The organism is Streptomyces sp. NPDC001787, assembly GCF_040297465.1.
Lineage (GTDB): Bacteria > Actinomycetota > Actinomycetes > Streptomycetales > Streptomycetaceae > Streptomyces.
This window is the reverse complement of sequence record NZ_JBEOZE010000059.1, coordinates 1-21,303: the sequence shown is the minus strand read 5'-3', so window position 1 is coordinate 21,303 and position 21,303 is coordinate 1. Positions and strand designations below refer to the sequence as shown.

Here is a 21,303-nt window from a genome sequence, read left to right as displayed (position 1 = left end):
GCTGTCCCTGCGCAACGACCTGGGCCTGCTGGCCGAGGAGTGGGACTCCCGGCTCCAGCGCCAGGTGGGCAACTTCCCGCAGGCCTTCAGCCATGTGCCGCTGATCGACACGGCACTGCGGCTGACGGCCAGCGGGGCGTACGTCGGCTGACGGGTTGTGGGATCCCAGATCCCCTGTCCTTTTCCCAGCGGTGGTGTCCACCGCGTGGCCAATAGGACAGGGGGATGGGATTCATGCCCCGTGAGCGAGTAGTTCCCCTCTTTGTGTACAGGACCGCCCCGGTCGTCATCTGCGTACGTGGCCGGGGCAGTTCCCCAGCGTTCGGCGGCCGGCGGGGCCGCCTCGGGAAACGCGGGGTTGGTGGTCCGATGACTACAGCGGTGGCCGCACCGGTACGGCTGAGTGTCCGGCGTGGTGACGAGACCGTGGTGGATGACCTGGAGTGGTCGTCGGTGCCGCTCAGGCTGCTGCGGGAGGCTAGGCCGTGGCGGACGTTCCGCTGGTTCAAGGGACAGCAGCACTATTCGGGCACGTACTGGTCGGCCACCATGGGCGACCACGTGATCTACGAGTCGCGGCTGGAACTGGGGCGGCTGTTGTTCGCCGACTTCGCTCCGGAGGTGCGGCGCATCGTCGCCCAGCCGTTCCTGCTCAAGGCCGAAGTCGACGGCAAGGTCCGCAAGCACATCCCGGACTATCTGCTGCTGACAGACGACGGTCCGGTGATCGTGGATGTCAAGCCGCGCCACCGGCTTCAGAAGTTCGAGGTCGCCTTCACCTTCGCCTGGACGCGCGAGGCGGTCACGTCGCGCGGGTGGCAGTACGAGGTGTGGAGCGAGCCGGATCCGCATGTGCTGGAGAACATCCGGTTCCTGGCCGGCTACCGCCGTGCCTGGCTGTTCGACCCCGATCTGGTGGCTGCGCTGCGGGCCGCAGATCTGGACGGGATGCCGCTGGGTGATGCCTTCCGGCTGCTGCCGGAGTGTCCCCGGCCGCTGGTGAAGTCGGCGGTGCTGCACCTGGTGTGGTCCGGACATGCGACGACCGCGCTGGACCGGCCGCTGAGCGTGGGCCACGTGCTGCGGAGGGTCGCATGAGCGGGGCTGGGACGAAGCTGAGGGTCGGCACGCATTTCCGGCTGGACGGCGAGACGGTCGAGGTCGTGGATTTCGCCAGCCTGGCCACGGGACTGGAGGTCGTTCTCAAGGACGGACGCGACCGACTGACCCGGATGTCCCTGCGCGAACTGCTGACCTCCGATCGCGCCGAGCTGATCCACGACCGGTCAGGTCCGTCTTCCACCGATGACGAGGACGTCGCCGCGGTGGTATTGAGCCGGCTGACCAAGGACGAGCAGAAGGATGTCCTGAAGCGGGCCGCGCACGTTCGGGAGATGCTGACGGGCTACCGCTCTGGCAGCGAGGACCTTCCGCAGCCTGATGAACCGCGCTCTCAGTACGCTCCCGGGTTGCCGCTGAAGGCCCGGTATGAGGCCAAGGCAGTGGAGATGGGGGTGACCGAGCGGACGGTGCGCCGGTGGGCCCGCGCCTTCCGCGAATTCGGCGAGGCGGGGCTGGTGCCGAAGACCGCGCAGTCGGACGGCGGGCTGGGCAACGCCGATCCGCGCTGGGTTGAGGCCGCGGTGGAGGTGCTGAAGGAGTACGAGCAGGAGTCGCGGCCTTCGGTGAAGGTGGTGCTGGAAGAGGTCGAGGCCCGCGTCAAATCCACGTTCAAGCTGGTGAAGGTGCCGGTGCCGCCGCGGACGACGGCCTATCGGTGGATGCAGGAGCTGGAACGGCGCTATCCGACATTCCGGTTGAGTACCCAGCGCAACCGGGACATCGCCGACCGCCCGAGGAAGGTCTACGGCAAGCTTCGGCCCACGCGGCCGGGCGAGTACGTGCTGATGGACACCACCCGGCTGGATGTGTTCGCCCTCGATCCGGTGACGCTGCGGTGGATGCAGGCGGAGTTGACGGTTGCGATGGACTGGTACACCCGCTGCATCATCGGTCTGCGGGTGACACCGGTGTCGACGAAGGCGATCGATGCCGCGGCCGTTCTCTATCAGGCATACCGTCCCCAGCTGGTTCCGGAGAGCTGGCCGAGGGAGGCCGCCTGGCCCGAGCATGGGATTCCGCGCGGGGTTCTGGTGGAGGCCGAGGCCGTCCACGGGCCCGTCACCGGGGTGTGGGGGCCGAAGGTGGCGCCGGAGACGCTGATCGTCGACCACGGAAAGATCTACGTGTCGGCGCATCTGACCAGCGTCTGCCGCCGGATGGGGATCTCGGTGCAGCCGGCGAGGCTGCGGACGGGCCGGGACAAGGGGCCGGTGGAGCGGTTCTTCCGCACCCTGCGGGAAGACCTGCTGCAGCGGCTGCCCGGCTACAAGGGACCGGACATCCACTCGCGCGGGCTGAACCCGGAGAAGGACGCCTTCTTCTTTCACCACGAGTTGGAGGCCATCATCCGCGAGTGGACCGCGGTGACGTATCACCGCAGGCCACACGAGGGACTGCTCGACCCGCATCTGCCGAAGGTGGAGTTGTCGCCGGCGGCGATGTTCGAGCACGGCCTCGCGCGGGCGGGTTACATCGAGGTGCCTCGCGACCCTCACCTGGCCTACGAGTTCCTCGACGTCACGCTGCGGACCGCCCAGCACTACGGCGTCGAGATCAACGGCCGCCGCTACAACGGCGGCTGCCTCGACGGGCTGCGGGACATGGCCGGCTCCGACATCGATCTGGACAAGCGGCGGCTGCCGTTCTTCGCCGACCCCGACGACGTCACCCGGGTCCACTTCCGTGACCGCGAACGCGTCTGGCACACCCTGCAGTGGGAGCACGCCCCCGGCCTGAACATGCCACTGAGCGAGGAGGCTCTGCAGTTCGCTCGGCGCCTGGCAGCGAAGGAACACACCTTTCCCGACGACCGGCTCGCCATCGCCCTGCTGCTGAAGCGGTGGAACCTCGGCCTGGGAACGTCCCTGGTCGAACGGCGGATGGCACTGCGGCTCTCCCGTGAACAGACGGCCCTGGACCTTCCCGGAACGCCGGCCGACGATGTGCGGTCGCTGCCGTCGGTCGCCCGCGTGCTGTCTCTACCCGAGCAGCCGGCCCCTCCGCCGATCGAGGCCGTCCAGGACCGGGAGCCGGAGGCGGGCGATGACGACGCCGACGGCTTGGAGGAACTGGAAGAGGAACTCGACTTCTACGCCACCGCCCTGAAGGACATCGATGACGACGAGTAAGCGTCCCCGGGTCCAGGGCGAGGAAGCCGATCTGCGTTCACGACTTGACCACCTCACGCTGTCCCGCAAGGAAGGCTTCGGACGCCTGGCAGACGCACCGCCCCGGCCGCGTCCGGAACCTCTGTCCCGTCTGCAGTTGAAGTCGCTGGGAGAGGCGGCCCTTGCCGAATACAACCGCGGGCGCCGAAAGTGGCACGCGAACCTCGGTCCGCTGGTGACACCGCAGATGAACGAGCTGCACGAAGATCTCTCGGACATCTTCGACAGCAACGACCAGGACAGCGACAAGGTCAAGGGTGGTATTGCCCTCGACGCCTTTCCCGGGCTGGGCAAGACCACAGCCGTGCTCGCTTTCGCCCGGAAACTCCACCGTCGCATCATCCAGGAAGAAGGAAATTACACCGACGAGGGGCACGAGCGATGGCCCGTCTGCCGTGTCGGACTGACCAGCAATACAGGAATGCGGGACTTCAACCGATCCATTCTTGAGTACTACGGCCACCCAGGACGCTTCCGCGGGACCGCTGCCGATTTCGGTTACCGGGCGCTTGATTCCGTCCTGTCCGCGGAGACGGAACTCTTGATCGTGGACGATCTACACTTCCTCAAGTGGAGGAACAAGAATGGGATCGAAGTCAGCAATCATTTCAAATATATCGCCAACGAGTTCCCCGTCACCTTGCTACTGATCGGCGTCGGCCTGGAGAAGCGCGGACTGTTCAGCGAGGGTGAAGACTACGAGGATGCGATTCTCGCGCAGACCGGACGCCGGACGACACGACTCGGTATGGCCCCGTTCACGATCGACTCCGAGAAGGGTCGCACCGACTGGCGCAACACCCTTCTCGCCATCGAAGAGCGCGTCGCCCTTGCGGACAAGCACCCCGGCATGATCGCGGACGGGTTGTCCGACTACCTATTCGCCCGCAGCACCGGGCACATCGGCTCGCTCATGACGCTGATCAACCGCGGCTGTCAGAGAGCCGTGCGCACTGGCGTCGAGCGCCTGGACGTGAAGCTGCTGGACCAGGTGAAGAACGACTCCGCGTCCGAGCAAGCACGGCGGGAGTTGCAGCAAGCGTTCGAGTCCGGCCGGCTGGTCAGCCAGCCAGGAAGGAGGGCCGCATGAACGAGCTCCGCACCCTGGCGATCCGTGTTCTCCCGCTGCCTGGAGAAAGCATCGACAGCTGGCTGGAGGCCCTTGCTCGACGCTCGTGGACGTCGTTGTCTGCCCTCCTTGAGGCTCTCGACCTCCCCGTCTATGAGCGCACCCACCGCATGCTCGTCGCCCCGTCGTCCGAGATGCTCCGTCATCTGGAGGTCCAGACAGGGTTGTCCCCGGGGCACCTGGATCAGACCGTCATTCCGCCCGGTCTTGTCGGCCGTTACGCACCTCGCTGGCGGTTCTGCCCGCAGTGTCTGCGCGAATCGGACGGACGCTGGCTCACGCGGTGGTGGCTTCCCTGGTCCCTGGCCTGCGCCAAGCACGAGGCGCTCCTGCAGAGTTTCTGCCCGAGTTGCCTCAAGGAACCGCGCGAGTTCTTGCCCAGGCCCGTCCACGTCACCACCCCTGGACGCTGCTTGCGCCCCATCGGTCCGCGGAGCGTCTGCGGGGCCGACCTGGGTGCCCTTCCTGCACTGGCCCTGGAACGGGGGCACCCCCTCGCCCAAGCCCAACTCGAACTCGACCGCGTCTCGATCACCAGGACCACGAATATCGGATCCGTCTTCGCACATGCAGAAGAGTGCCTCGATCGGCTGACGCAAGCGATGTCGAACTCGGACCTTCCGGCTCTGGAAAACCTTCTCGGTGAATCATGGGAGCGCCTGTTCATTACGACGCCAATCCCCCTTACCGAGTTCGCCGCCTGGCGCCTACGTGAGCACGGAAGCAAGGTCCTCACCCGCGAAATTCTCCGGCAGGAATACCAGCAAGATGGCAAGCCGCTTCGCCAGATCGCTGAGGACTACTCATTGCCTCGCAAATACGTGATTGAGCGAGCAAGGGAACTCGGCATCCCGGTCTATCGCGGGAACCGGCCACACATCTTCGACGACGAGTGGCTCCGCGATCAGTACGTCAACCACATTCGCACCGCCGACGACATCGGTCAGGAACTAGGAACAGACGGCAACGTGGTCCGCCGAAGGCTCGATCAGCTTGGAGTCCCACGTCGCCTCTTCGGCGTTCACAGCTGGCCCATCATGAATAGGAAACTCGATGATTCCGTTCCAGCAGACATCCGGAAATTGACGGAAGGGAATCTTCACGGATGGCTCCGCCTGCGGCGGTTCCAAATCCTCATGGCCTTTCCCACACTCACGACCGCCGCCTCATACCTCAAGATTAGGCCCAGCGCGCTCACAGGGCAGTTCAACCGCCTGGAAGCCGACCTCGGCGCTGACCTGTTCAACCGCTCGGTTCGCCATGCAGCCCAACATCCAACCAGCCGCGGCGCTTCGCTGCTGCGAGATGTGAATGATTCACAGGTTCAGAATCTCATGCGTGAAGCCCTTGGGCCGAAGCTCGAACCAATGCCTAGCCACACTGAAATCGAATTTGCAGAAGCAGTGGCCGATGGCATGGATGCGCGTTTGACGTCCCTAGATTCCCGCCGACCAGCACCCGCTCACCTCCATGTCCCTCCGCCCATAGTCCCGTTGCTGGAACACCTTTTTGAACACGCTGACCAAGAGACCTACGCGGCGCAGATCCAATCCCGCACCGGTATGTCCCGCGCCACCATCCAACGCCAGCTCAAGTGCTTCGCAGAAGCCGGCTGGCTCACCGCTCGCGATCAACCCCGCGAGGAACGTGCTCACGGCGGCCGATGCCGCATCTACTACTCGCTGACCGCGCCAACTCGCCGGATCCCGATCCGCGACCTGCTCAGCAACCCACGACAGCCACGGAAAAGGACACCACCGCGGGACGAAACGCAGGACACAGCGGTGGGACTGGGCCACGAACCCGCTGCTCAGCGAGTCACGGATGGACGCAAATGATAGGAACCTACACGGGTGCGGGATCCCCGGATCCCCCACCCGTGCGGGACAGCCCTGGGAAGGGGCTGTCCCGCCTCCCCGCCCTTAGGCTTGAAGGGACCTGCAGTACCCTTCGAAGGGGGGCATCATGACGCCCCGCAGCAGTGGTGACGGCCCCGGCGGTCTCTCCGGGCCATCCGGGCCATCCGGGCTCTCCGGGCTCTCCGGGCTCCGCAAGGATCTGACCGGCGACGCCTTCGCGCCCGGTGATGCCGGGTACGACGAGGCCCGCACCGTCTTCAACAGCATGATCGACCGCCGGCCCGCGGTCGTCGCCCAGTGCGTGTCCCCCGCGGACGTGGCACGGGCGCTCCGCTTCGCCCGCGACAACGGCCTGGAGATCGCCGTGCGCGGCGGCGGCCACAGCGTCGCCGGAATGTCCGTGAGCGACGGCGGTCTGGTGGTCGATCTGCGCCGGATGCGCGACGTGACCGTTGCCCCGCGAGCGGCTTCGGCACAGGTCGGCGGCGGCGCCACCATGAGCGATCTGGACCGGGCGACCCAGCCGTACGCACTGGCGACCACCGGCGGCCGGGTGTCCACCACCGGCGTGGGCGGATTCACCCTGAGCGGCGGCTCGGGCTGGCTGGAGCGGAAGTTCGGGCTGGCCTGCGACAACCTGCTGGCCGCCGAACTGGTCACGGCCGACGGCGAGAGCGTACGGGCCAGTGCCGAGGAGAACCCCGACCTCTTCTGGGCTCTGCACGGCGGCGGCGGGAACTTCGGCGTGGCCACCTCACTGACCCTGGGGCTGCACCCGCTGCCCGCGATGAGCATCGTGTTCCTGCTGTTCCGCCCGGACGCCGGTCCCGCCGCCCTCACCGCCTACCGGGACCTGATGGAGTCGGCCCCCGACGAGGCGGGCGGGGCGTGCCTGTACCTGACCGGGCCGCCCGAGGACTTCGTCCCCGCGCATCTCGTCGGACAGCTGACCTTCGCGACGCTGCTGACCTGGGCGGGCCCGGAGGCCGAGGCCCGTGCGGCGGCCTCCGGGCTGCTCGCCCTCCCCCACGAGGCCGAGATCGTCACCGAGATTCCCTACGCGGACCTCCAGTGCATGCTCGACGACCCGCCGGGGATGCGGAACTACTGGTCCGCCGAATACCTGGACGCGTTCCCCGATGCCGCCGTGGACACCTTCTGCGCCGCCGCCGCGGCGATGCCCGTCCCGTCCGGCTCCCAGCACGTCCTGTTCCCCATGGGCGGAGCCGTCGCCCGGGGCCCCGCCGACCACCCGCTGCCCTGGCGTGCCGCTCCCTGGGCCGTCCACCCCTTCGGCGTCTGGGAGAGCCCGGACGACGACGAGCGGGGCCGTGAATGGGTCCACCGGGTCCGCGACGACTTCCGGCCCTGGGCGAGCGGTGCCGTGTACCTCAACTTCATCGGCCATGAGGGCCAGGCCCGCGTCGTCGCCGGTATGGGCACGGACAACTACGCGAGGCTCGCGGCGGTGAAGGCGCGGTACGACCCGGACAACGTGTTCCGTCTCAATCACAACATCGAGCCCGCCACCGCCCGCGCATGACGCGGGCACCGGCCGCCCGGTAGCTTCCTGACCAGGGCTGTCGCCCTGTCGTACGCGAGTGGAAGCACGAGGCCTGATTCTGTGGAGAGCCAAGGCGGAATCACCGTCCGACGCGCGCTGGAACTGCCCGGCCTGCGCGGCGGGCTTCCGGAGGTGGTGGCCGGTGCCGAGCGGCTGAACCGTACGGTGCGCTGGGTGCACGCGGGCGAGGTGCCGAACATCGCCTCGCTGCTCAAGGGCGGCGAGCTGCTCCTCACCACCGGTCTGGGGCTCGGTACCCGGCCGGCCGAGCAGCGCGCGTTCGTCCGCAGGCTCGCCGACCGCGGCATCGCCGCCCTCGTGGTCGAGCTGGGCCCGCGCTTCAGCAGGCTGCCCGCCTCCATCGTGGACGCGGCGCGCACGGCCGGGCTGCCCCTGGTCCAGCTGCACCGCGAGGTGCCGTTCGTCGCGGTGACCGAGGAGGTGCACACCGAGATCGTCAACGGGCACTACGCGCTGCTCCAGCAGGCCGAGGAGGTGCACCGGCGCTGCACGCAGGCGCTGCTCGGCGGCGGTGGCATACCGCAGGTCCTCGGGATCCTGGCGGACTTCACCGCCAACCCGGTCTTCCTCGAAACGCCCGACGGCCAGCTCCTGTACGCGGCCGGGACCGGTACCGGCCCGGTCGGCGCCGACCCGCTCCAGGTCTGGGACGGCATGCGCGGCGGCCGGGCGGCCCGCGAGACACCGCCGGCCGGCGCGGTCCTGGTGGATGTGCCGGGCGGTGGCCCGGGGGCCGGTTCGGTGCGGGCGAGGCTGGTGCTGCTCGCCGTGTCCGCCCCGCTCGTGACGGTGCACCGCATGGCGGCGGAGCGGGCGGCGGGCATCCTCGCCGTCGTCCTGATGCAGGCCCGGCAGGAGGAGGAGCTGGCGGCCCGCGGCCGGGGCGACTTCCTCACCGACCTCGCGGAGGGCCGGATCGCCCCGGAGGACGCGCCCGCGCAGGCCCGTGTGCTCGGCTTCAAGCCCGGCGACACCCCGCTGCTGCCGGTCGTGATGCGGCTGGCCCCGGAGCTGTCCCCCTCGGGCAACTGGGCGCTGCTGGCCCGCGCGGTGCTGGAGGAGCTGTCCTCCGTGGGCGTGCCGGTGCTGCTCGGGGTGCGTCCCGTGGAGGGCCGGGTGCCCCTGCTGCTGGGCCTGCGCTCGGAGTCGGAGCGCACCGCGGTCGCCGACCGGGTGGCGACGGCGCTGCGGGCGGGCGTGGAGCGGGCCGGGCTGGAGCGGGCCGGGGCGGGGGCCCATCCGCCGGTCGTCGTGGTGGGCGTGCCGGGCGGCTGGGCGGTGGCCGGGGCCGGGCTGCGGCACGCCGCGGAGACGGCGGCGGCGGCACAGGGGCTGAGCGACCGCCCGTGGTACGACGCCCGGCGTCTGGACATCGATCTGCTGCTCTGGCGGCTGCGGGACCATCCGGACCTGGCGGCGTTCGTGGACCGGGCGATCGGCCCGCTGCGCGATCACGACCGCACCTCGCGCCCCCCGCTGCTGCCCACCCTGGAGGCGTACCTCGCCCATGCGGGCCGCAAGGCGGAGACGGCGCGCGAGCTGCATCTGAACCGGCAGACGCTCTACAACCGGCTGGCCCGCATCGGTGAACTGCTCGGCACCGATCTGGACGACCCGCAGACGGTACTGGCCCTGAGCCTGGCGCTGCGGGCCCGCCGCCACGCCGGCTGAGCCGGTCCAGCCGCCCGACGGCCCCGGGGCGACGCTCCCCCGGGAACCCCGGCAACCACGGGAACGACGGGCACGGCCCGGGTCCGGCTCACCGCGGCCCGGCCGCCGCCGTGGGTTGCGCCAACTCGTCGTACACACTCAGCACATGGGCGATCGTGTCGTCCTCGGTGGGCCAGCCCGCCGCCTGCACCCGCCCCTCCCGGGCCAGTTGCTCGCACCGCGCGGGGTCGCCGAGCAGCCGCACGACGGCACGGGCCAGCGCCTCGGCGTTCCCGTACGGGACCAGTTCGGCGGCGTTCCCGACGAGTTCGGGGACCCCGCCGACCGCCGTGGCCACCAGCGGCACGCCCAGCCGCAGCGCCTCCTGCGCCAGCGGCGACCGGGCCTCCCAGCGGCTGGGCAGGAGCGCCACATCGGCGACGGCGAGCAGTTCGCCGACGTCCTGCCGGGACCCGACGAGGGCGACGGGCAGTTCCTCGTCCTGGATGCGCCGTTGCAGGGCCGCCCGGTCCCGCCCCTCCCCCGCGATGATCAGCAGGGGCTCGGGGTCGAGTTCCCGCCACACCCGGGCGGCGTCCAGCAGGGTGTGGAATCCGTGATGCGGTACGAGACTTCCGGCAGCCATCAGCAACGGCCGTCCCACCGCCCCCAGTTCGGCCCTGGCCTTGCCGTCCATCGCCGCGCCGGGGAACCGGGCGAGCGGCACGGAGACCGGTGCGAGCCGGGCGTCCCGGGCGCCCCGGCTGCGGGCCCGGTCCAGCAGGTCCGACGAGGTGGCGAGCACAACGTCCGCCGCCCGCGCGGCCCTTCGCTCCAGCAGATGCAGCATCCGGCGCCGGGCGCCCTCGGCGTGGGTACGGGTGTGCCAGGTCACGACCAGCGGAACGGTCCGGCCGCTGAGGGCGAGAGCGCTACGCACGGCCGCGTGCAGCCCATGGGCGTGAACGACGTCCGCGCCCGCGCAGGCGGCGCGCAGCGCGGCGACGGCGGCCGGATCGCCGCGCCGGGGCACGGGGGTGAAGCGGGCGCCCGTCGCCGGGAAGTCATAGGCACGGTCCACCGCTGCGGGGGCGCAGACGGTGACCTGCACCCCTCTGGCGCTCAGCCCCGCGGCCAGCGAGCTGACGTGCGCGCCGCTGCCCGCACTGCCGCCGCCCAGGACTTGGACCGTACGCAGCTGTGACACGTCGAATGGCTCCCGGGGTTCCCGAGTCGGTGGTGGGTACTGCGCCAAGGATGCCAGTCCGTACGCACGTTCCGGGACCGCAGGAACGTTGCTGCGACACCTCCATCGACAACCGGACACACGCCATCACCCACACGGGTGAGATCTATGGCGTGAAATTGCCAGCTCCGGCAGGAGCCCCGGGCCGCGGGGACACCGCGAACGCCCGGGGCTGCCGGGTGACGGTCCCTTCCCCCGTCACCCGGCAGCCCCGGACCACCGCCCGCTCCCCGATCCGTCCGCTATCCGTCGGCGCGCGCCGTGGCCAGCAGCTCCTCCGCGTGGGCACGGGCCGTTTCGGAGTCCTCCTGGCCGGCCAGCATCCGGGACAGCTCCCGTACCCGGTCCTCGCCCTCCAGGACCGTGACACCGCTCCTGGTCACCGAGCCGTCCACCGTCTTCTCCACCAGCAGCTGACGGTCGGCGAAGGCCGCCACCTGCGGCAGGTGCGTCACCACCACCACCTGCGCCGACCTGGCCAGCTTCGCCAGCCGGCGGCCCACCTCGACGGCCGCCCTGCCGCCGACTCCCGCGTCGACCTCGTCGAAGAGATAGGTCGGTACGGGGGCGGAGCCCGCGAAGACCACCTCGACGGCGAGCATCACCCGGGACAGCTCACCGCCCGAGGCGCCCTTGGCGATCGGCCGGGGCGGCGCCCCGGGGTGCGGGGCCAGCAGCAGTTCGACCTCGTCGGCGCCGGACGGGCCGTACAGGACGCTCCGTCCGCCGATGTCGATGCCGGAGTCCTCGTCCGGCGCCTCGGTCTGCCGGATGGCGAAGGAGACCCGGGCGTGCGGCATCGCGAGCGAGGCCAGCTCCGCGGTCACCGCGTCGGCGAACCGCGTCGCCGCCTCCGTACGGGCATCGGTCAACGCCTGCCCGAGCCCTGACAGTTCGGCGCGCAACGCGTCCCGCTCGGCCGTCAGCTCGCCGATCCGGTCGTCGTCACCCTCCAGTTCGGTGAGCCGCCCCGCGCCCTCCTCGGCCCAGGCCAGTACGGCGGTGATGTCCTCGCCGTACTTACGGGTCAGCCCCGTGAGGGCGGCCCGCCGCTCCTCGACCGCGGCGAGCCGCAGCGGATCGGCGTCGAGCTGGTCCGCGTACCCGGACAGTTCCCCGGCCACATCGGCGAGCAGGATGGAGATCTCCCCGGTCCGCTCCGCCAGCGCGGCCAGCACCGGGTCATGGGCCCGTACCGCGTCCAGGGACCGCCCGGCGGCGGCGACCACGGTCGTGGCGTCGACGCCCTCCGGGTCCTCGGGGTCGCCCACGAGCGCGGTGTGCGCGAGGGCCGCCGCGGAGGCGAGGGCCTCCGCGTGACCGAGACGTTCGGCCTCGGCGGCCAGTTCGGCGTCCTCCCCGGCCAGCGGGTCGACCGCGGCGACCTCGTTGAGGCCGAAGCGCAGCAGATCCGCTTCCTGGGCCCGCTCCCGGGCACGGGTGGTCAGCTCGTCGAGCTCCGAGACGACGGCCCGCAGCCGCCGGTAGGCCCCCTCGTACTTGACGTACGGCACATCGACGCCGCCGCCCGCGTACCGGTCCAGTGCCTGCCGCTGCCGCGCGGGCTTGAGCAGCCCCTGCTGGTCGGTCTGCCCATGCACGGCGACCAGCTCGTCGGCGAGCTCGGCCAGCACCCCCACGGGCACGGATCTGCCCCCGAGATGGGCCCGGGAGCGGCCCTCCGCCGAAACGGTACGGCTGATCAGCAACGCCCCGTCGTCGAGTTCCGCACCGGCCTCCTCGGCGCGCAGCGCCGCCGCGTCGCCGTCGGAGACGGTGATCCGTCCCTCGACGACCGCGGCCTTGGCGCCGATCCGCACCAGGGCAGGGTCGGCGCGCCCGCCGAGCAGCAGCCCGAGACTGGTGACGACCATGGTCTTGCCGGCCCCGGTCTCGCCCGTCACCGCGGTGAAGCCGGGTGACAGCTCCACCACCGCGTCGTCGATGACTCCGAGCGACCGTATCCGCATCTCCTCCAACACGGACATGACCTTACGAGGTCCGCGGCCCGGTGTGCGACGGCCCCCGGTCATCAATTCACTCTCCCGGGCACCGGAAGGCCCCCCGCGACGGGGCACCGGACGGGGCACCGGAAGATCAGTTCGGAGCGCCCCGCCAGCCCGACACGGGCAGCGCGAACTTCGCCACCAGGCGGTCCGTGAACGAGGCCTGATGCAGCCGGGCCAGCCGCACGGGCACCGCGCCGCGCCGCACCTCGACGCGTGCGCCCGCCGGGAGCTCGACGGTCCTGCGCCCGTCGCACCAGAGCACCCCGTGCGGGGTGTGCGGCTGGACCTCGACGGCCAGCACGGAAGTGGGCGAGGTCACCAGCGGCTTGGCGAACAGGGCGTGCGCGCTGATCGGAACCATCAGCAGCGCCTCGACCTCGGGCCATACGACGGGCCCGCCCGCCGAGAAGGCGTACGCCGTCGAACCCGTCGGGGTGGCACAGACGATCCCGTCGCAGCCGAACCCGGTGACCGGCCGGCCGTCGATCTCCAGTACGACCTCCAGCATCCGGTCGGGCGAGACCTTCTGCACGGCCGCCTCGTTGAGCGCCCAGTCGGTGTGGACGATGTCACCGTTGCTGTGGACCATCACATCGAGCGTCATCCGCTCCTCGACCTGGTACGCGCGGGTGACGACCCGGTCGACCACCTTGTCCAGGTCGTCCCGCTCGGCCTCGGCGAGGAAGCCGACCCGGCCGAGGTTGACCCCCAGCATCGGCACACCGGACGCCCGGGAGAACTCCGCGCCCCGCAGCAGGGTCCCGTCCCCGCCGAGGACGATCAGCAGTTCGCAGCCGTCCACGGCCCCCGGAGTGGTGTCCGTGACCGTCTCCACGGACGGCGGCAGCGGCAGATCGGCCGCCTCGGTCGCCAGGACCCGTACGCCGAGGCCGCTGCGCAACAGCCCCTGGACGACGAGCTCCGCGCTCCGGATCGCGGCCGGACGGCCGGTATGTGCCAAAAGAAAGACTGTTCGTGCCGCATTCGTCGTCAACGAGGCCCCTCCGCCACTGCACGGTCGACATCCGCGGGATCCAGCTCAGGTGCACCGGCCCGCAGCCACAGAAAGTACTCGACGTTTCCCGCGGGTCCGGGCAACGGGCTGGCCGTCACGCCCCGGACGCCCAGCCCCAGGCCCCAGGCCCGGCGCGCGACTTCCCGTACCGCCTCGGCCCGCAGCTCCGGGCTGCGCACGACCCCGCCGGTGCCGAGCCGCTCCTTGCCCACCTCGAACTGCGGCTTGACCATGAGGACCAGATCCGCGTCGGGGGCGGCGCAGCGCGCGAGGGCGGGCAGCACGAGCCCCAGCGGAATGAACGACAGGTCGCCCACGACCAGGTCCACCGGCTCGCCGTCGATCGCCTCCAGGGTCAGTTCCCGCACATTGGTGCGGTCCTTGACCGTGACGCGTTCATCGGAGCGGAGCGACCAGGCGAGCTGCCCGTAGCCGACGTCGACGGCGAGGACGTGTCCGGCGCCGGCCCGCAGCAGGACATCGGTGAAGCCCCCGGTGGACGCCCCGGCGTCCAGCGCCCGCCGCCCCTCGACGGTCAGTCCGAGGGGTACGAAGGCGGCGAGGGCGCCCGCGAGCTTGTGCCCGCCGCGCGAGACGTACTCGGGGTCGTTGTCGTCCTTGGTGACGACGACCGCGGCACTGGTCTCGACCTGGGTGGCGGGTTTGGTCGCGGTGTTGCCGCCGACGGTCACCCGCCCTTCGGCGATCAGCTGGCTCGCGTGCTCACGAGAGCGGGCGAGCTCTCGGCGTACCAGCTCGGCGTCGAGACGGCGGCGTACCACTCCTGCCACGTTCGGTTCAGCTCCTGTTGTCGTACGAGGGCATGGGCGCGGGCCCGGGTGCGGGTGCCGGACGGGTGTCCAGCGAGGTCAGCGCATCACGCAGCCCACGGTGTACATCCTCGTACACATCGATGTGCCCGTCCGCCGGGAGGTGGTCGGCATCGGCCAGCCGCTCCAGCTGGGCGTCGACGTCCGCGCTGCCGGTGGGGGTGCGCCCGACGCCGATGGGCGCGGGGCCGGCCGGCCCGCAGGGGGGCTCGGCGGCGGGCGCGGCGGGCGCCGGGGCCGCCGGAGGCTCCCCGGGCGTACTCGCGGGCGCCGTCTCCGGTCCCGGCATCCAGTCGCTCATGCCGAAACGCTACCGCGACGGGCCGGTGTACCGTCGATCATGATGGCGACCATGGCGGAGTGCCGCAGCGCACTCGACAGACTTTCCGAGAATCTCGCAGGAGCCGACGGCGACGTACGCAGCGCCGCTGCCCTCGACCGTTCGCTGAGCTGCCACATCAAGGACCTCGGCATCACGTTCACCGGCCGATTGGCGGATGGCCGGATCCGGGTGCTCGACATGGTCGAGGGCCCGCCCCGGGAGAAGGCCGAGATCCGTCTCGCCATGACCGGCGACGACCTGGTGGCGATGGTGAACGGCGACCTGAACTTCGCCAGGGCGTGGGGATCGGGCCGGGTCCGCCTGGAGGCGGGCTTCCGGGACCTGATGAAGCTCAGAGCACTGCTGTGAGGGGCGGGAGCGCTTCCCCGCCCCTCGCTCAGACCGCCCGCGCCGAAGCCTTCGGCGCTCCGGCGTCGCCGGCAGCACCGTCACCGGCACCCGCGGCGGTGCCCGTTCCCGCCCGGCGCCTCTTGCGCGCGGCGGGCACCACCAGCGGTGTGCCCGTCTCCGGATCGTCGATCACCTGGCACCGCATCCCGAACACCCGCTCCACCAGCTCCGCCGTCACGACGTCCGACGGCGCCCCCTCGGCGAGGATCTCGCCGTCCCGCATCGCGATGAGATGGGTGGCGTACCGGGCGGCGTGATTCAGGTCGTGCAGCACCGCCACGAGCGTGCGTCCCCGCGTCTCGTGCAGTTCGGCACAGAGGTCGAGCACATCGATCTGGTGCTGGATGTCGAGATACGTCGTCGGCTCGTCGAGGAGCAGCAGCGGGGTCTGCTGCGCCAGCGCCATGGCGATCCACACCCGCTGACGCTGACCGCCGGACAATTCGTCGACATAGCGATCGGAGAGTTCGGCCACGCCCGTCGACTCCATCGACTCGACGACGACGCGTTCGTCCTCCGGCGACCACTGACGCAGCAGCCCCTGGTGCGGATACCGGCCGCGGGCGACGAGGTCCGCGACGGTGATGCCGTCCGGGGCGATGGAGGTCTGGGGCAGCAGCCCCAGTGTCCTGGCAACCTGCTTCGCGGGCATCCGGTGGATGGTCCGCCCGTCCAGCAGCACCTGACCGGCGCTCGGCTTCAGCATCCGGGCGAGCGCTCGCAACAGCGTCGACTTGCCACAGGCGTTGGGACCGACGATCACCGTGAAGGAGTTGTCGGGAATCTCCACCGAGAGGTTCTCGGCGATGATCCGCTGGTCGTAGCCAAGGGTCACCGAATCCGCGGTGAGGCGCTGCATGGTCGTACTCCCGGATGCGATGAGTGGGCTCCGCGCGATGCGCCCACCGGGCGTGAGCCGCGCGAGCCGTACGGAGGGGCGGGCGGAAGGGCGGACAGGAACCCTGGAGAACCGCAGACCACCGACCACCGGCAAGTTAGGTTAGCCTACCCTCCACCTGGGGGCCGTTCCCGGAGCCGCCGGCCGAACCCCTACAGCCCGAGCACGGCGATCGCCTTCCCCGCGTCCAGCCCGCACGAACCCTCGCCGGCGAACGTCCACGCGGCCCCGCACAGCGCCCGCAGCCCGTCGAGCACGTCACCGTCCCCGTCGCCGCCCTCCAGCACCAGGGCCTCCTCACGTACGAAGGCCGTCCAGTCCCCGCACCCGAACACCTCACCGGCCACCGTCACCTCGGGCTGCCCCGTCAGCAACCCCCTCAGATCCCGGTCCACATAGGTCGGCCGGTGGTGCGGCCCGGCGGCCAGCAGCCGCGCCGCGTCGGTCACGCCGGTCAGCACGAGCAGCGAGTCCACGCCTCCGTTGAACGCCCCCTCGATGTCCGTGTCCAGCCGGTCGCCGACCACGAGCGGCCGCTCGGCCCCGGTCCGCAGCACGGTCTCGCGGTGCATGGGGGGCAAGGGCTTCCCGGCGACCCGGGGCTCGGCGCCGGTGGCGATCCGAACGACCTCCACCGCGGCACCGTTTCCGGGCGCGATACCGCGGGCACTCGGAATGGTCAGATCGGTGTTGGACGCGAACCACGGGAGTCCCCGGGCGATCGCGTAGCTCGCCTCGGCGAAGCGCCCCCAGGCCATGTCCGGCCCGCCGTATCCCTGTGCCACCGCGGCCGGTTCGTCGTCCGCCGAATCCACCGGCACCAGACCGCGCTCGCGCAGGGCGACCCGCAGCCCCTCCCCGCCGATCACCAGCACCCGTGCACCGGACGGCAGCTGATCCGACATCAGCCGGGCCACCGCCTGCGCCGAGGTGATCACATCCGCGGGTTCGGCCGGTACACCCAGCTCGGTCAGGTGCTCCGCCACCGCGTCCGGTGTCCGCAGCGCGTTGTTGGTCACATACGCGAGACGCATCCCGCCGTCCCGCGCGGTGCCCAGCGACTCGACGGCGTGCACGATCGCCTGCCCGCCCGCGTACACCACCCCGTCCAGGTCGAGCAAGGCCGTGTCGTACGCCTCGCTCAGCGCCGTGCGACTCCCGCGCGGCCGGGACGCGTACTGCTGGTCACTCATATGTCCTCGCTCCTCGATACAGGCTTCTCCCCCGATCATCGCGCATGCGCCGAGCGCACATACGATGCAGAAATGAACACATCAGGTCCCGCCGTGCCAGGGCTGCGGCTGATCCCGTTCCGCGGACTGCGTTACGTCCCCGAGCAGGTGGGCAGCCTCGCCGCGGTGACCTCGCCCCCGTACGACGTCGTCGTCAGGCCCGACGGACTGCACCACCTGGAGTCGGCGGACCCGCACAACATCGTCCGGCTGATCCTGCCGCAGGCGGACACCGCCGAGGCCCGCCACCGGCAGGCCGCCGAGACACTCGGCCGCTGGCTGGCGGAGGGCGTCCTCGCCCCGGACCCCGCACCGGCGCTCTACGTCTACGAGCAGCGCAACAGCGAGATCCTGCAACGCGGGCTGATCGGCGCCCTGGCGCTCTCGCCCGCGGCCGACGGCATCGTCCTCCCGCACGAGGACGTCATGGACCACATCGTCGAGGACCGGGCGGACCTCATGCGGACGACCCAGGCCCATCTGGAACCGCTGCTGCTCACCTACCGCGGCGACGGCCGTCCGGCGGGTGTGGCCGATGTCATCGAGCGCGTGACGGACCGCCCACCCCTGCTCGCCACCACGACGGAGGACGGTTTCAGCCATCGTCTCTGGGCCGTCACCGACCCCGCCGAACGAGCCGAGGCGGAGACCGGTCTCTCCCACCACCAGGCGCTGATCGCCGACGGCCACCACCGCTGGGCGACATACCTCCGGCTCCAGCGCGAGCAGACCGCGCCCGGCCCGTGGGACTTCGGCCTGGTCCTCCTCGTCGACACGGCCCGCTACCCGCTCCAGGTCCGCGCCATCCACCGGCTGCTGCGCGGCCTGCCGGTGGCGGAGGCGGTGGCGGCCCTCTCCGGCCTCTTCCGCGTACGGGAGACCGACGGGCCGCTCCCCCGCGCCCTCGACGCCCTGGCGGAGGCGGCGGCCGAGGGGAACGCGTTCCTCCTCGCGGGCGACGGCGGGTTCCACCTGGTGGACCGCCCGGACCCGGCCCTCCTGGCCCGTACGGTCCCGGCCGACCGCCCCGCGGCCTGGCGCACCCTGGACGCGACGGTCCTGCACTCCACACTGCTGGACCGTGTCTGGCGAATCCCCGACGCCCCCGAACACATCTCGTACATTCACGACACCGCGGCAGCCGTCGAGCAGGCCGAACGGCTCGGGGCCACGGCCGTGCTGATGCACCCGGTACGTGAAGAGGTCGTCCGGGACCTGGCCAGGCAAGGCGTGACCATGCCACGCAAGTCGACGTCCTTCGGTCCCAAGCCGGCCACCGGCCTGGTACTGCGCAGCCTCGACATCGGCTGAGGACTCCGGAAACGGAAAAGGGCGGCACTCCGGAAGGAGTGCCGCCCTTTCTTCATCGTTTACGCCTTGGCGGAACCGTCCGCCTCGTCGTCGTCCTCGTCGTCCTCATCTTCGTCGGCCGAAGCCTCGGCGACGTCAACGGCGTCGTCCTCGTCCTGGTCCACCTCGGCGTCCACTGCCGTGCCCGAAGCCTCGTCGTCGCCGAGGGCGTCCACGAACTCCACCCCGTCGAGCTCGGCGAGCCGGTCCGACGCGTCGGTCGAACCGTCCTTGTCGGCCTCCAGCGCCTTCGCGAACCACTCACGCGCCTCGTCCTCGCGCCCCGCTTCGAGCAGGGCGTCCGCGTACGCGTAGCGCAGACGCGGCGTCCAGGGCTGAACGGAACTGGAAGCGAGCTCGGGGCTCTGCAGCGTGACGATGGCGGCGTCGATCTGTCCCATGTCCCGGCGTGCCCCGGCCGCGACGAGACGCATCTCGACCTGCCCGGCCTTGTCCAGCTTCTGCACCTCGGGCTCACCGGCCATGGCCATGGCCCGCTCGGGCCGCCCCAGCCCACGCTCGCAGTCGGCCATGACGGGCCACAGGTCCACGGACCCGGTCATCCGCCGTGCCGCCCGGAACTCCGCCAGCGCCTCGGCGTACTTCTGCGTCGCGTACGCCGCGAAGCCGGCCGCCTCACGCACCGCCGCGACCCGCGAAGCCAGCCGCAGGGCGATGCGTGCGTACGCGTATGCCTGCTCGGGGTCCTCGTCGATCAGCCGGGCCACCATGACGAGGTTGCGCGCGACATCCTCGGCAAGGGTCTTCGGCAGGCTCATCAGCTCCTGCCGCACGTCCTTGTCGATCTCGTCGCCGGTGACGTCGTCGGGGATCGGGAGACGCTTGATCGGGTCGCGGTCACGGTCCCGGTCGTCACGGCGCCCGAAGCCACCGCGGTCGTCACGCTGACCGCCGCGGTAGCCACCGCGGTCGTCATCACGACGGGGCCCACGATCACGGTCGTCGCGACGGAACCCACCACCGGAGCCACCGCCACGACTGTCGTCACGACGGAACCCACCACCGGAGCCACCGCCACGGTTGTCGTCACGGCGGAAGCCGCCACCGGCGCTGCCGCCACGGTTGTCGTCGCGGCGGAAGCCACCACCGGAGCCACCGCCACGGTTGTCATCACGGCGGAACCCACCACCGGAGGGGCGGTCGTCGTCCCGACGCGGCCCACGCGGCCGATCGTCACGACGCTCAAAACCACCACCGGGACGCCCACCACGGTCATCACGCTGCTGACCGCCGCGGTAGCCACCGCGGTCGTCATCACGACGGGGCCCACGATCACGGTCGTCGCGACGGAAGCCACCGCCGGCGCTGCCGCCACGGTTGTCGTCGCGGCGGAACCCACCGCCGGAGGGGCGGTCGTCGTCCCGACGCGGCCCACGCGGCCGGTCATCACGACGCTCAAAACCACCACCCGGACGCCCACCACGATCATCACGCTGCTGACCGCCACGGTACCCACCACGGTCATCATCACGACGGAACCCACCACCGGAGCCACCGCCACGGTTGTCATCGCGACGGAACCCACCACCGGAGCCACCGCCACGGCTGTCGTCACGGCGGAACCCACCGCCGGCGCTGCCGCCACGGTTGTCGTCGCGGCGGAAGCCACCGCCGGAGGGGCGGTCGTCGTCGCGACGCGGCCCACGCGGCCGATCGTCACGACGCTCAAAACCACCACCCGGACGCCCACCACGGTCGTCACGGCGGAAGCCGCCGCCGGCGCTGCCGCCACGGTTGTCGTCGCGGCGGAAGCCACCGCCGGAGGGGCGGTCGTCGTCCCGACGCGGCCCACGCGGCCGGTCATCACGACGCTCAAAACCACCACCCGGACGCCCACCACGATCATCACGCTGCTGACCGCCACGGTACCCACCACGGTCATCATCACGACGGAACCCACCACCGGAGCCACCGCCACGGCTGTCGTCACGACGGAACCCACCACCGGAGCCACCGCCACGGTTGTCATCGCGACGGAACCCACCACCGGCACTGCCGCCACGGCTGTCGTCACGGCGCGGTCCACGGTCACGGTCGTCACGACGGAAGCCGCCACCGGCGCCACCGCCGCCCGAGGGCCGGCTGTCGTCTCGGCGGAAACCACCGCGGTCGTTGTCTCGTCGAGGGGCACCGGAACCGGACCGGTCGTCACGACCACCGCGGAAACCGCCCCTGTCACCACCGTCCCGGCGACGCGGCTCGCGCTCCGGACGATCGTCGGGAGAGTTGGTGGACATGGGTGTGACTCCTGTCTTCGGGTACCACAGACATTCTCGCGCAGCCGACGATCCGACGCGCTTCGGCAAAAACAAAAGGACCCTTGGTCCCAGCGTGAACGCTGGGACCAAGGGTCCTTGAAAGATTGTTCGGCGGCGTCCTACTCTCCCACAGGGTCCCCCCTGCAGTACCATCGGCGCTGAAAGGCTTAGCTTCCGGGTTCGGAATGTAACCGGGCG

At 70.8% G+C, this 21,303-nt stretch carries 17 protein-coding genes, 1 rRNA gene and 1 pseudogene; 9 read left to right on the top strand and 10 right to left on the bottom strand.

The window, feature by feature from the left end:
* The 7 genes from ABT170_RS40115 to ABT170_RS40085 all read left to right on the top strand — a co-directional run.
* Positions 1-151, top strand: a 151-nt coding sequence (locus ABT170_RS40115; RefSeq protein WP_351876124.1) for a glycoside hydrolase family 15 protein, incomplete at its 5' end; no start/stop codon positions are given.
* 218 nt (positions 152-369) lie between these two features.
* Positions 370-1,098, top strand: a complete 729-nt coding sequence (locus ABT170_RS40110; RefSeq protein WP_351876121.1) for a TnsA-like heteromeric transposase endonuclease subunit — start codon at positions 370-372, stop codon at positions 1,096-1,098.
* Positions 1,095-3,251, top strand: coding sequence for a TnsB C-terminal domain-containing protein (locus tag ABT170_RS40105; RefSeq protein WP_351876119.1), 2,157 nt, complete (start codon positions 1,095-1,097; stop codon positions 3,249-3,251). The genes ABT170_RS40110 and ABT170_RS40105 overlap by 4 nt, the downstream gene beginning before the upstream one ends.
* Complete coding sequence (locus ABT170_RS40100) at positions 3,238-4,380, top strand: AAA family ATPase (protein ID WP_351876116.1); 1,143 nt, start codon at positions 3,238-3,240, stop codon at positions 4,378-4,380. Before ABT170_RS40105 ends, ABT170_RS40100 begins: the two co-directional genes overlap by 14 nt.
* A complete protein-coding gene (locus ABT170_RS40095; RefSeq protein ID WP_351876113.1) occupies positions 4,377-6,257 on the top strand; it encodes a TniQ family protein in 1,881 nt (626 codons plus the stop codon). The genes ABT170_RS40100 and ABT170_RS40095 overlap by 4 nt, the downstream gene beginning before the upstream one ends.
* Positions 6,258-6,384: 127 nt before the next feature.
* Positions 6,385-7,821, top strand: coding sequence for an FAD-binding oxidoreductase (locus ABT170_RS40090; RefSeq protein WP_351876110.1), 1,437 nt, complete (start codon positions 6,385-6,387; stop codon positions 7,819-7,821).
* Between the two features lie 81 nt (positions 7,822-7,902).
* Positions 7,903-9,534, top strand: coding sequence for a PucR family transcriptional regulator (locus tag ABT170_RS40085; RefSeq protein WP_329940249.1), 1,632 nt, complete (start codon positions 7,903-7,905; stop codon positions 9,532-9,534).
* Positions 9,535-9,622: 88 nt separating this feature from the next.
* Here the strand turns inward: ABT170_RS40085 and ABT170_RS40080 are convergent, their stop codons facing one another.
* The 5 genes from ABT170_RS40080 to ABT170_RS40060 all read right to left on the bottom strand — a co-directional run bounded on the left by ABT170_RS40080 (position 9,623) and on the right by ABT170_RS40060 (position 14,914).
* Entirely contained in the window at positions 9,623-10,720 is a 1,098-nt protein-coding gene (locus ABT170_RS40080) for a glycosyltransferase family 4 protein (RefSeq protein ID WP_329940248.1), read from the bottom strand.
* A 281-nt stretch (positions 10,721-11,001) separates the two neighbouring features.
* The gene (gene recN, locus ABT170_RS40075) at positions 11,002-12,747 is read right to left on the bottom strand and encodes a DNA repair protein RecN (protein ID WP_329940247.1); all 1,746 of its coding nucleotides are present in this window, start codon (positions 12,745-12,747) and stop codon (positions 11,002-11,004) included.
* A 109-nt stretch (positions 12,748-12,856) separates the two neighbouring features.
* Positions 12,857-13,762 (bottom strand): NAD kinase, encoded by a 906-nt coding sequence (locus ABT170_RS40070; RefSeq protein WP_329940246.1) that lies wholly within the window; start codon positions 13,760-13,762, stop codon positions 12,857-12,859.
* Positions 13,759-14,574: a TlyA family RNA methyltransferase gene (locus ABT170_RS40065; RefSeq protein WP_329940245.1), complete on the bottom strand. Its 816-nt coding sequence runs from the start codon at positions 14,572-14,574 to the stop codon at positions 13,759-13,761. Before ABT170_RS40065 ends, ABT170_RS40070 begins: the two co-directional genes overlap by 4 nt.
* Before the next feature lie 7 nt (positions 14,575-14,581).
* The gene (locus ABT170_RS40060) at positions 14,582-14,914 is read right to left on the bottom strand and encodes a hypothetical protein (protein ID WP_351876105.1); all 333 of its coding nucleotides are present in this window, start codon (positions 14,912-14,914) and stop codon (positions 14,582-14,584) included.
* A 42-nt stretch (positions 14,915-14,956) separates the two neighbouring features.
* Between ABT170_RS40060 and ABT170_RS40055 the strand changes: the two genes are divergently transcribed.
* Entirely contained in the window at positions 14,957-15,304 is a 348-nt protein-coding gene (locus ABT170_RS40055) for an SCP2 sterol-binding domain-containing protein (RefSeq protein WP_329940253.1), read from the top strand.
* Between the two features lie 28 nt (positions 15,305-15,332).
* On the opposite strand, the gene ABT170_RS40050 is transcribed toward ABT170_RS40055, so the two are convergent.
* Together ABT170_RS40050 and ABT170_RS40045 are read right to left on the bottom strand one after the other, a co-directional pair.
* The gene (locus ABT170_RS40050) at positions 15,333-16,205 is read right to left on the bottom strand and encodes an ABC transporter ATP-binding protein (protein ID WP_351876102.1); all 873 of its coding nucleotides are present in this window, start codon (positions 16,203-16,205) and stop codon (positions 15,333-15,335) included.
* A gap of 191 nt (positions 16,206-16,396) precedes the next feature.
* The gene (locus ABT170_RS40045; protein WP_351876099.1) at positions 16,397-17,437 is read right to left on the bottom strand and encodes an HAD hydrolase-like protein; all 1,041 of its coding nucleotides are present in this window, start codon (positions 17,435-17,437) and stop codon (positions 16,397-16,399) included.
* A gap of 72 nt (positions 17,438-17,509) precedes the next feature.
* Between ABT170_RS40045 and ABT170_RS40040 the strand changes: the two genes are divergently transcribed.
* Positions 17,510-18,787: a DUF1015 family protein gene (locus tag ABT170_RS40040; RefSeq protein WP_351876096.1), complete on the top strand. Its 1,278-nt coding sequence runs from the start codon at positions 17,510-17,512 to the stop codon at positions 18,785-18,787.
* Between the two features lie 59 nt (positions 18,788-18,846).
* Here ABT170_RS40040 and ABT170_RS40035 read toward each other — a convergent pair whose 3' ends face one another.
* The 3 genes and pseudogenes from ABT170_RS40035 to rrf form a co-directional block, all read right to left on the bottom strand.
* Entirely contained in the window at positions 18,847-19,605 is a 759-nt protein-coding gene (locus ABT170_RS40035) for a tetratricopeptide repeat protein (protein ID WP_351876093.1), read from the bottom strand.
* Positions 19,606-19,686: 81 nt separating this feature from the next.
* A pseudogene (locus ABT170_RS40030) lies at positions 19,687-20,826 on the bottom strand (hypothetical protein); the annotation flags it as partial.
* Between the two features lie 385 nt (positions 20,827-21,211).
* Positions 21,212-21,303 (bottom strand): 5S ribosomal RNA (gene rrf / locus ABT170_RS40025); the annotation flags it as partial.

Excerpts from the sequence above, each read along its gene's own strand:
- ABT170_RS40035 (WP_351876093.1), bottom strand. The coding sequence starts at position 19,605 with ATGAGCCTGCCGAAGACCCTTGCCGAGGATGTCGCGCGCAACCTCGTC.
- ABT170_RS40105 (WP_351876119.1), top strand. The coding sequence starts at position 1,095 with ATGAGCGGGGCTGGGACGAAGCTGAGGGTCGGCACGCATTTCCGGCTG.
- ABT170_RS40110 (WP_351876121.1), top strand. The coding sequence starts at position 370 with ATGACTACAGCGGTGGCCGCACCGGTACGGCTGAGTGTCCGGCGTGGT.
- ABT170_RS40095 (WP_351876113.1), top strand. The coding sequence starts at position 4,377 with ATGAACGAGCTCCGCACCCTGGCGATCCGTGTTCTCCCGCTGCCTGGA.
- recN (WP_329940247.1), bottom strand. The coding sequence starts at position 12,747 with ATGTCCGTGTTGGAGGAGATGCGGATACGGTCGCTCGGAGTCATCGAC.
- ABT170_RS40090 (WP_351876110.1), top strand. The coding sequence starts at position 6,385 with ATGACGCCCCGCAGCAGTGGTGACGGCCCCGGCGGTCTCTCCGGGCCA.
- ABT170_RS40100 (WP_351876116.1), top strand. The coding sequence starts at position 3,238 with ATGACGACGAGTAAGCGTCCCCGGGTCCAGGGCGAGGAAGCCGATCTG.
- ABT170_RS40060 (WP_351876105.1), bottom strand. The coding sequence starts at position 14,914 with ATGAGCGACTGGATGCCGGGACCGGAGACGGCGCCCGCGAGTACGCCC.
- ABT170_RS40040 (WP_351876096.1), top strand. The coding sequence starts at position 17,510 with ATGAACACATCAGGTCCCGCCGTGCCAGGGCTGCGGCTGATCCCGTTC.
- ABT170_RS40045 (WP_351876099.1), bottom strand. The coding sequence starts at position 17,437 with ATGAGTGACCAGCAGTACGCGTCCCGGCCGCGCGGGAGTCGCACGGCG.
- ABT170_RS40050 (WP_351876102.1), bottom strand. The coding sequence starts at position 16,205 with ATGCAGCGCCTCACCGCGGATTCGGTGACCCTTGGCTACGACCAGCGG.
- ABT170_RS40055 (WP_329940253.1), top strand. The coding sequence starts at position 14,957 with ATGGCGACCATGGCGGAGTGCCGCAGCGCACTCGACAGACTTTCCGAG.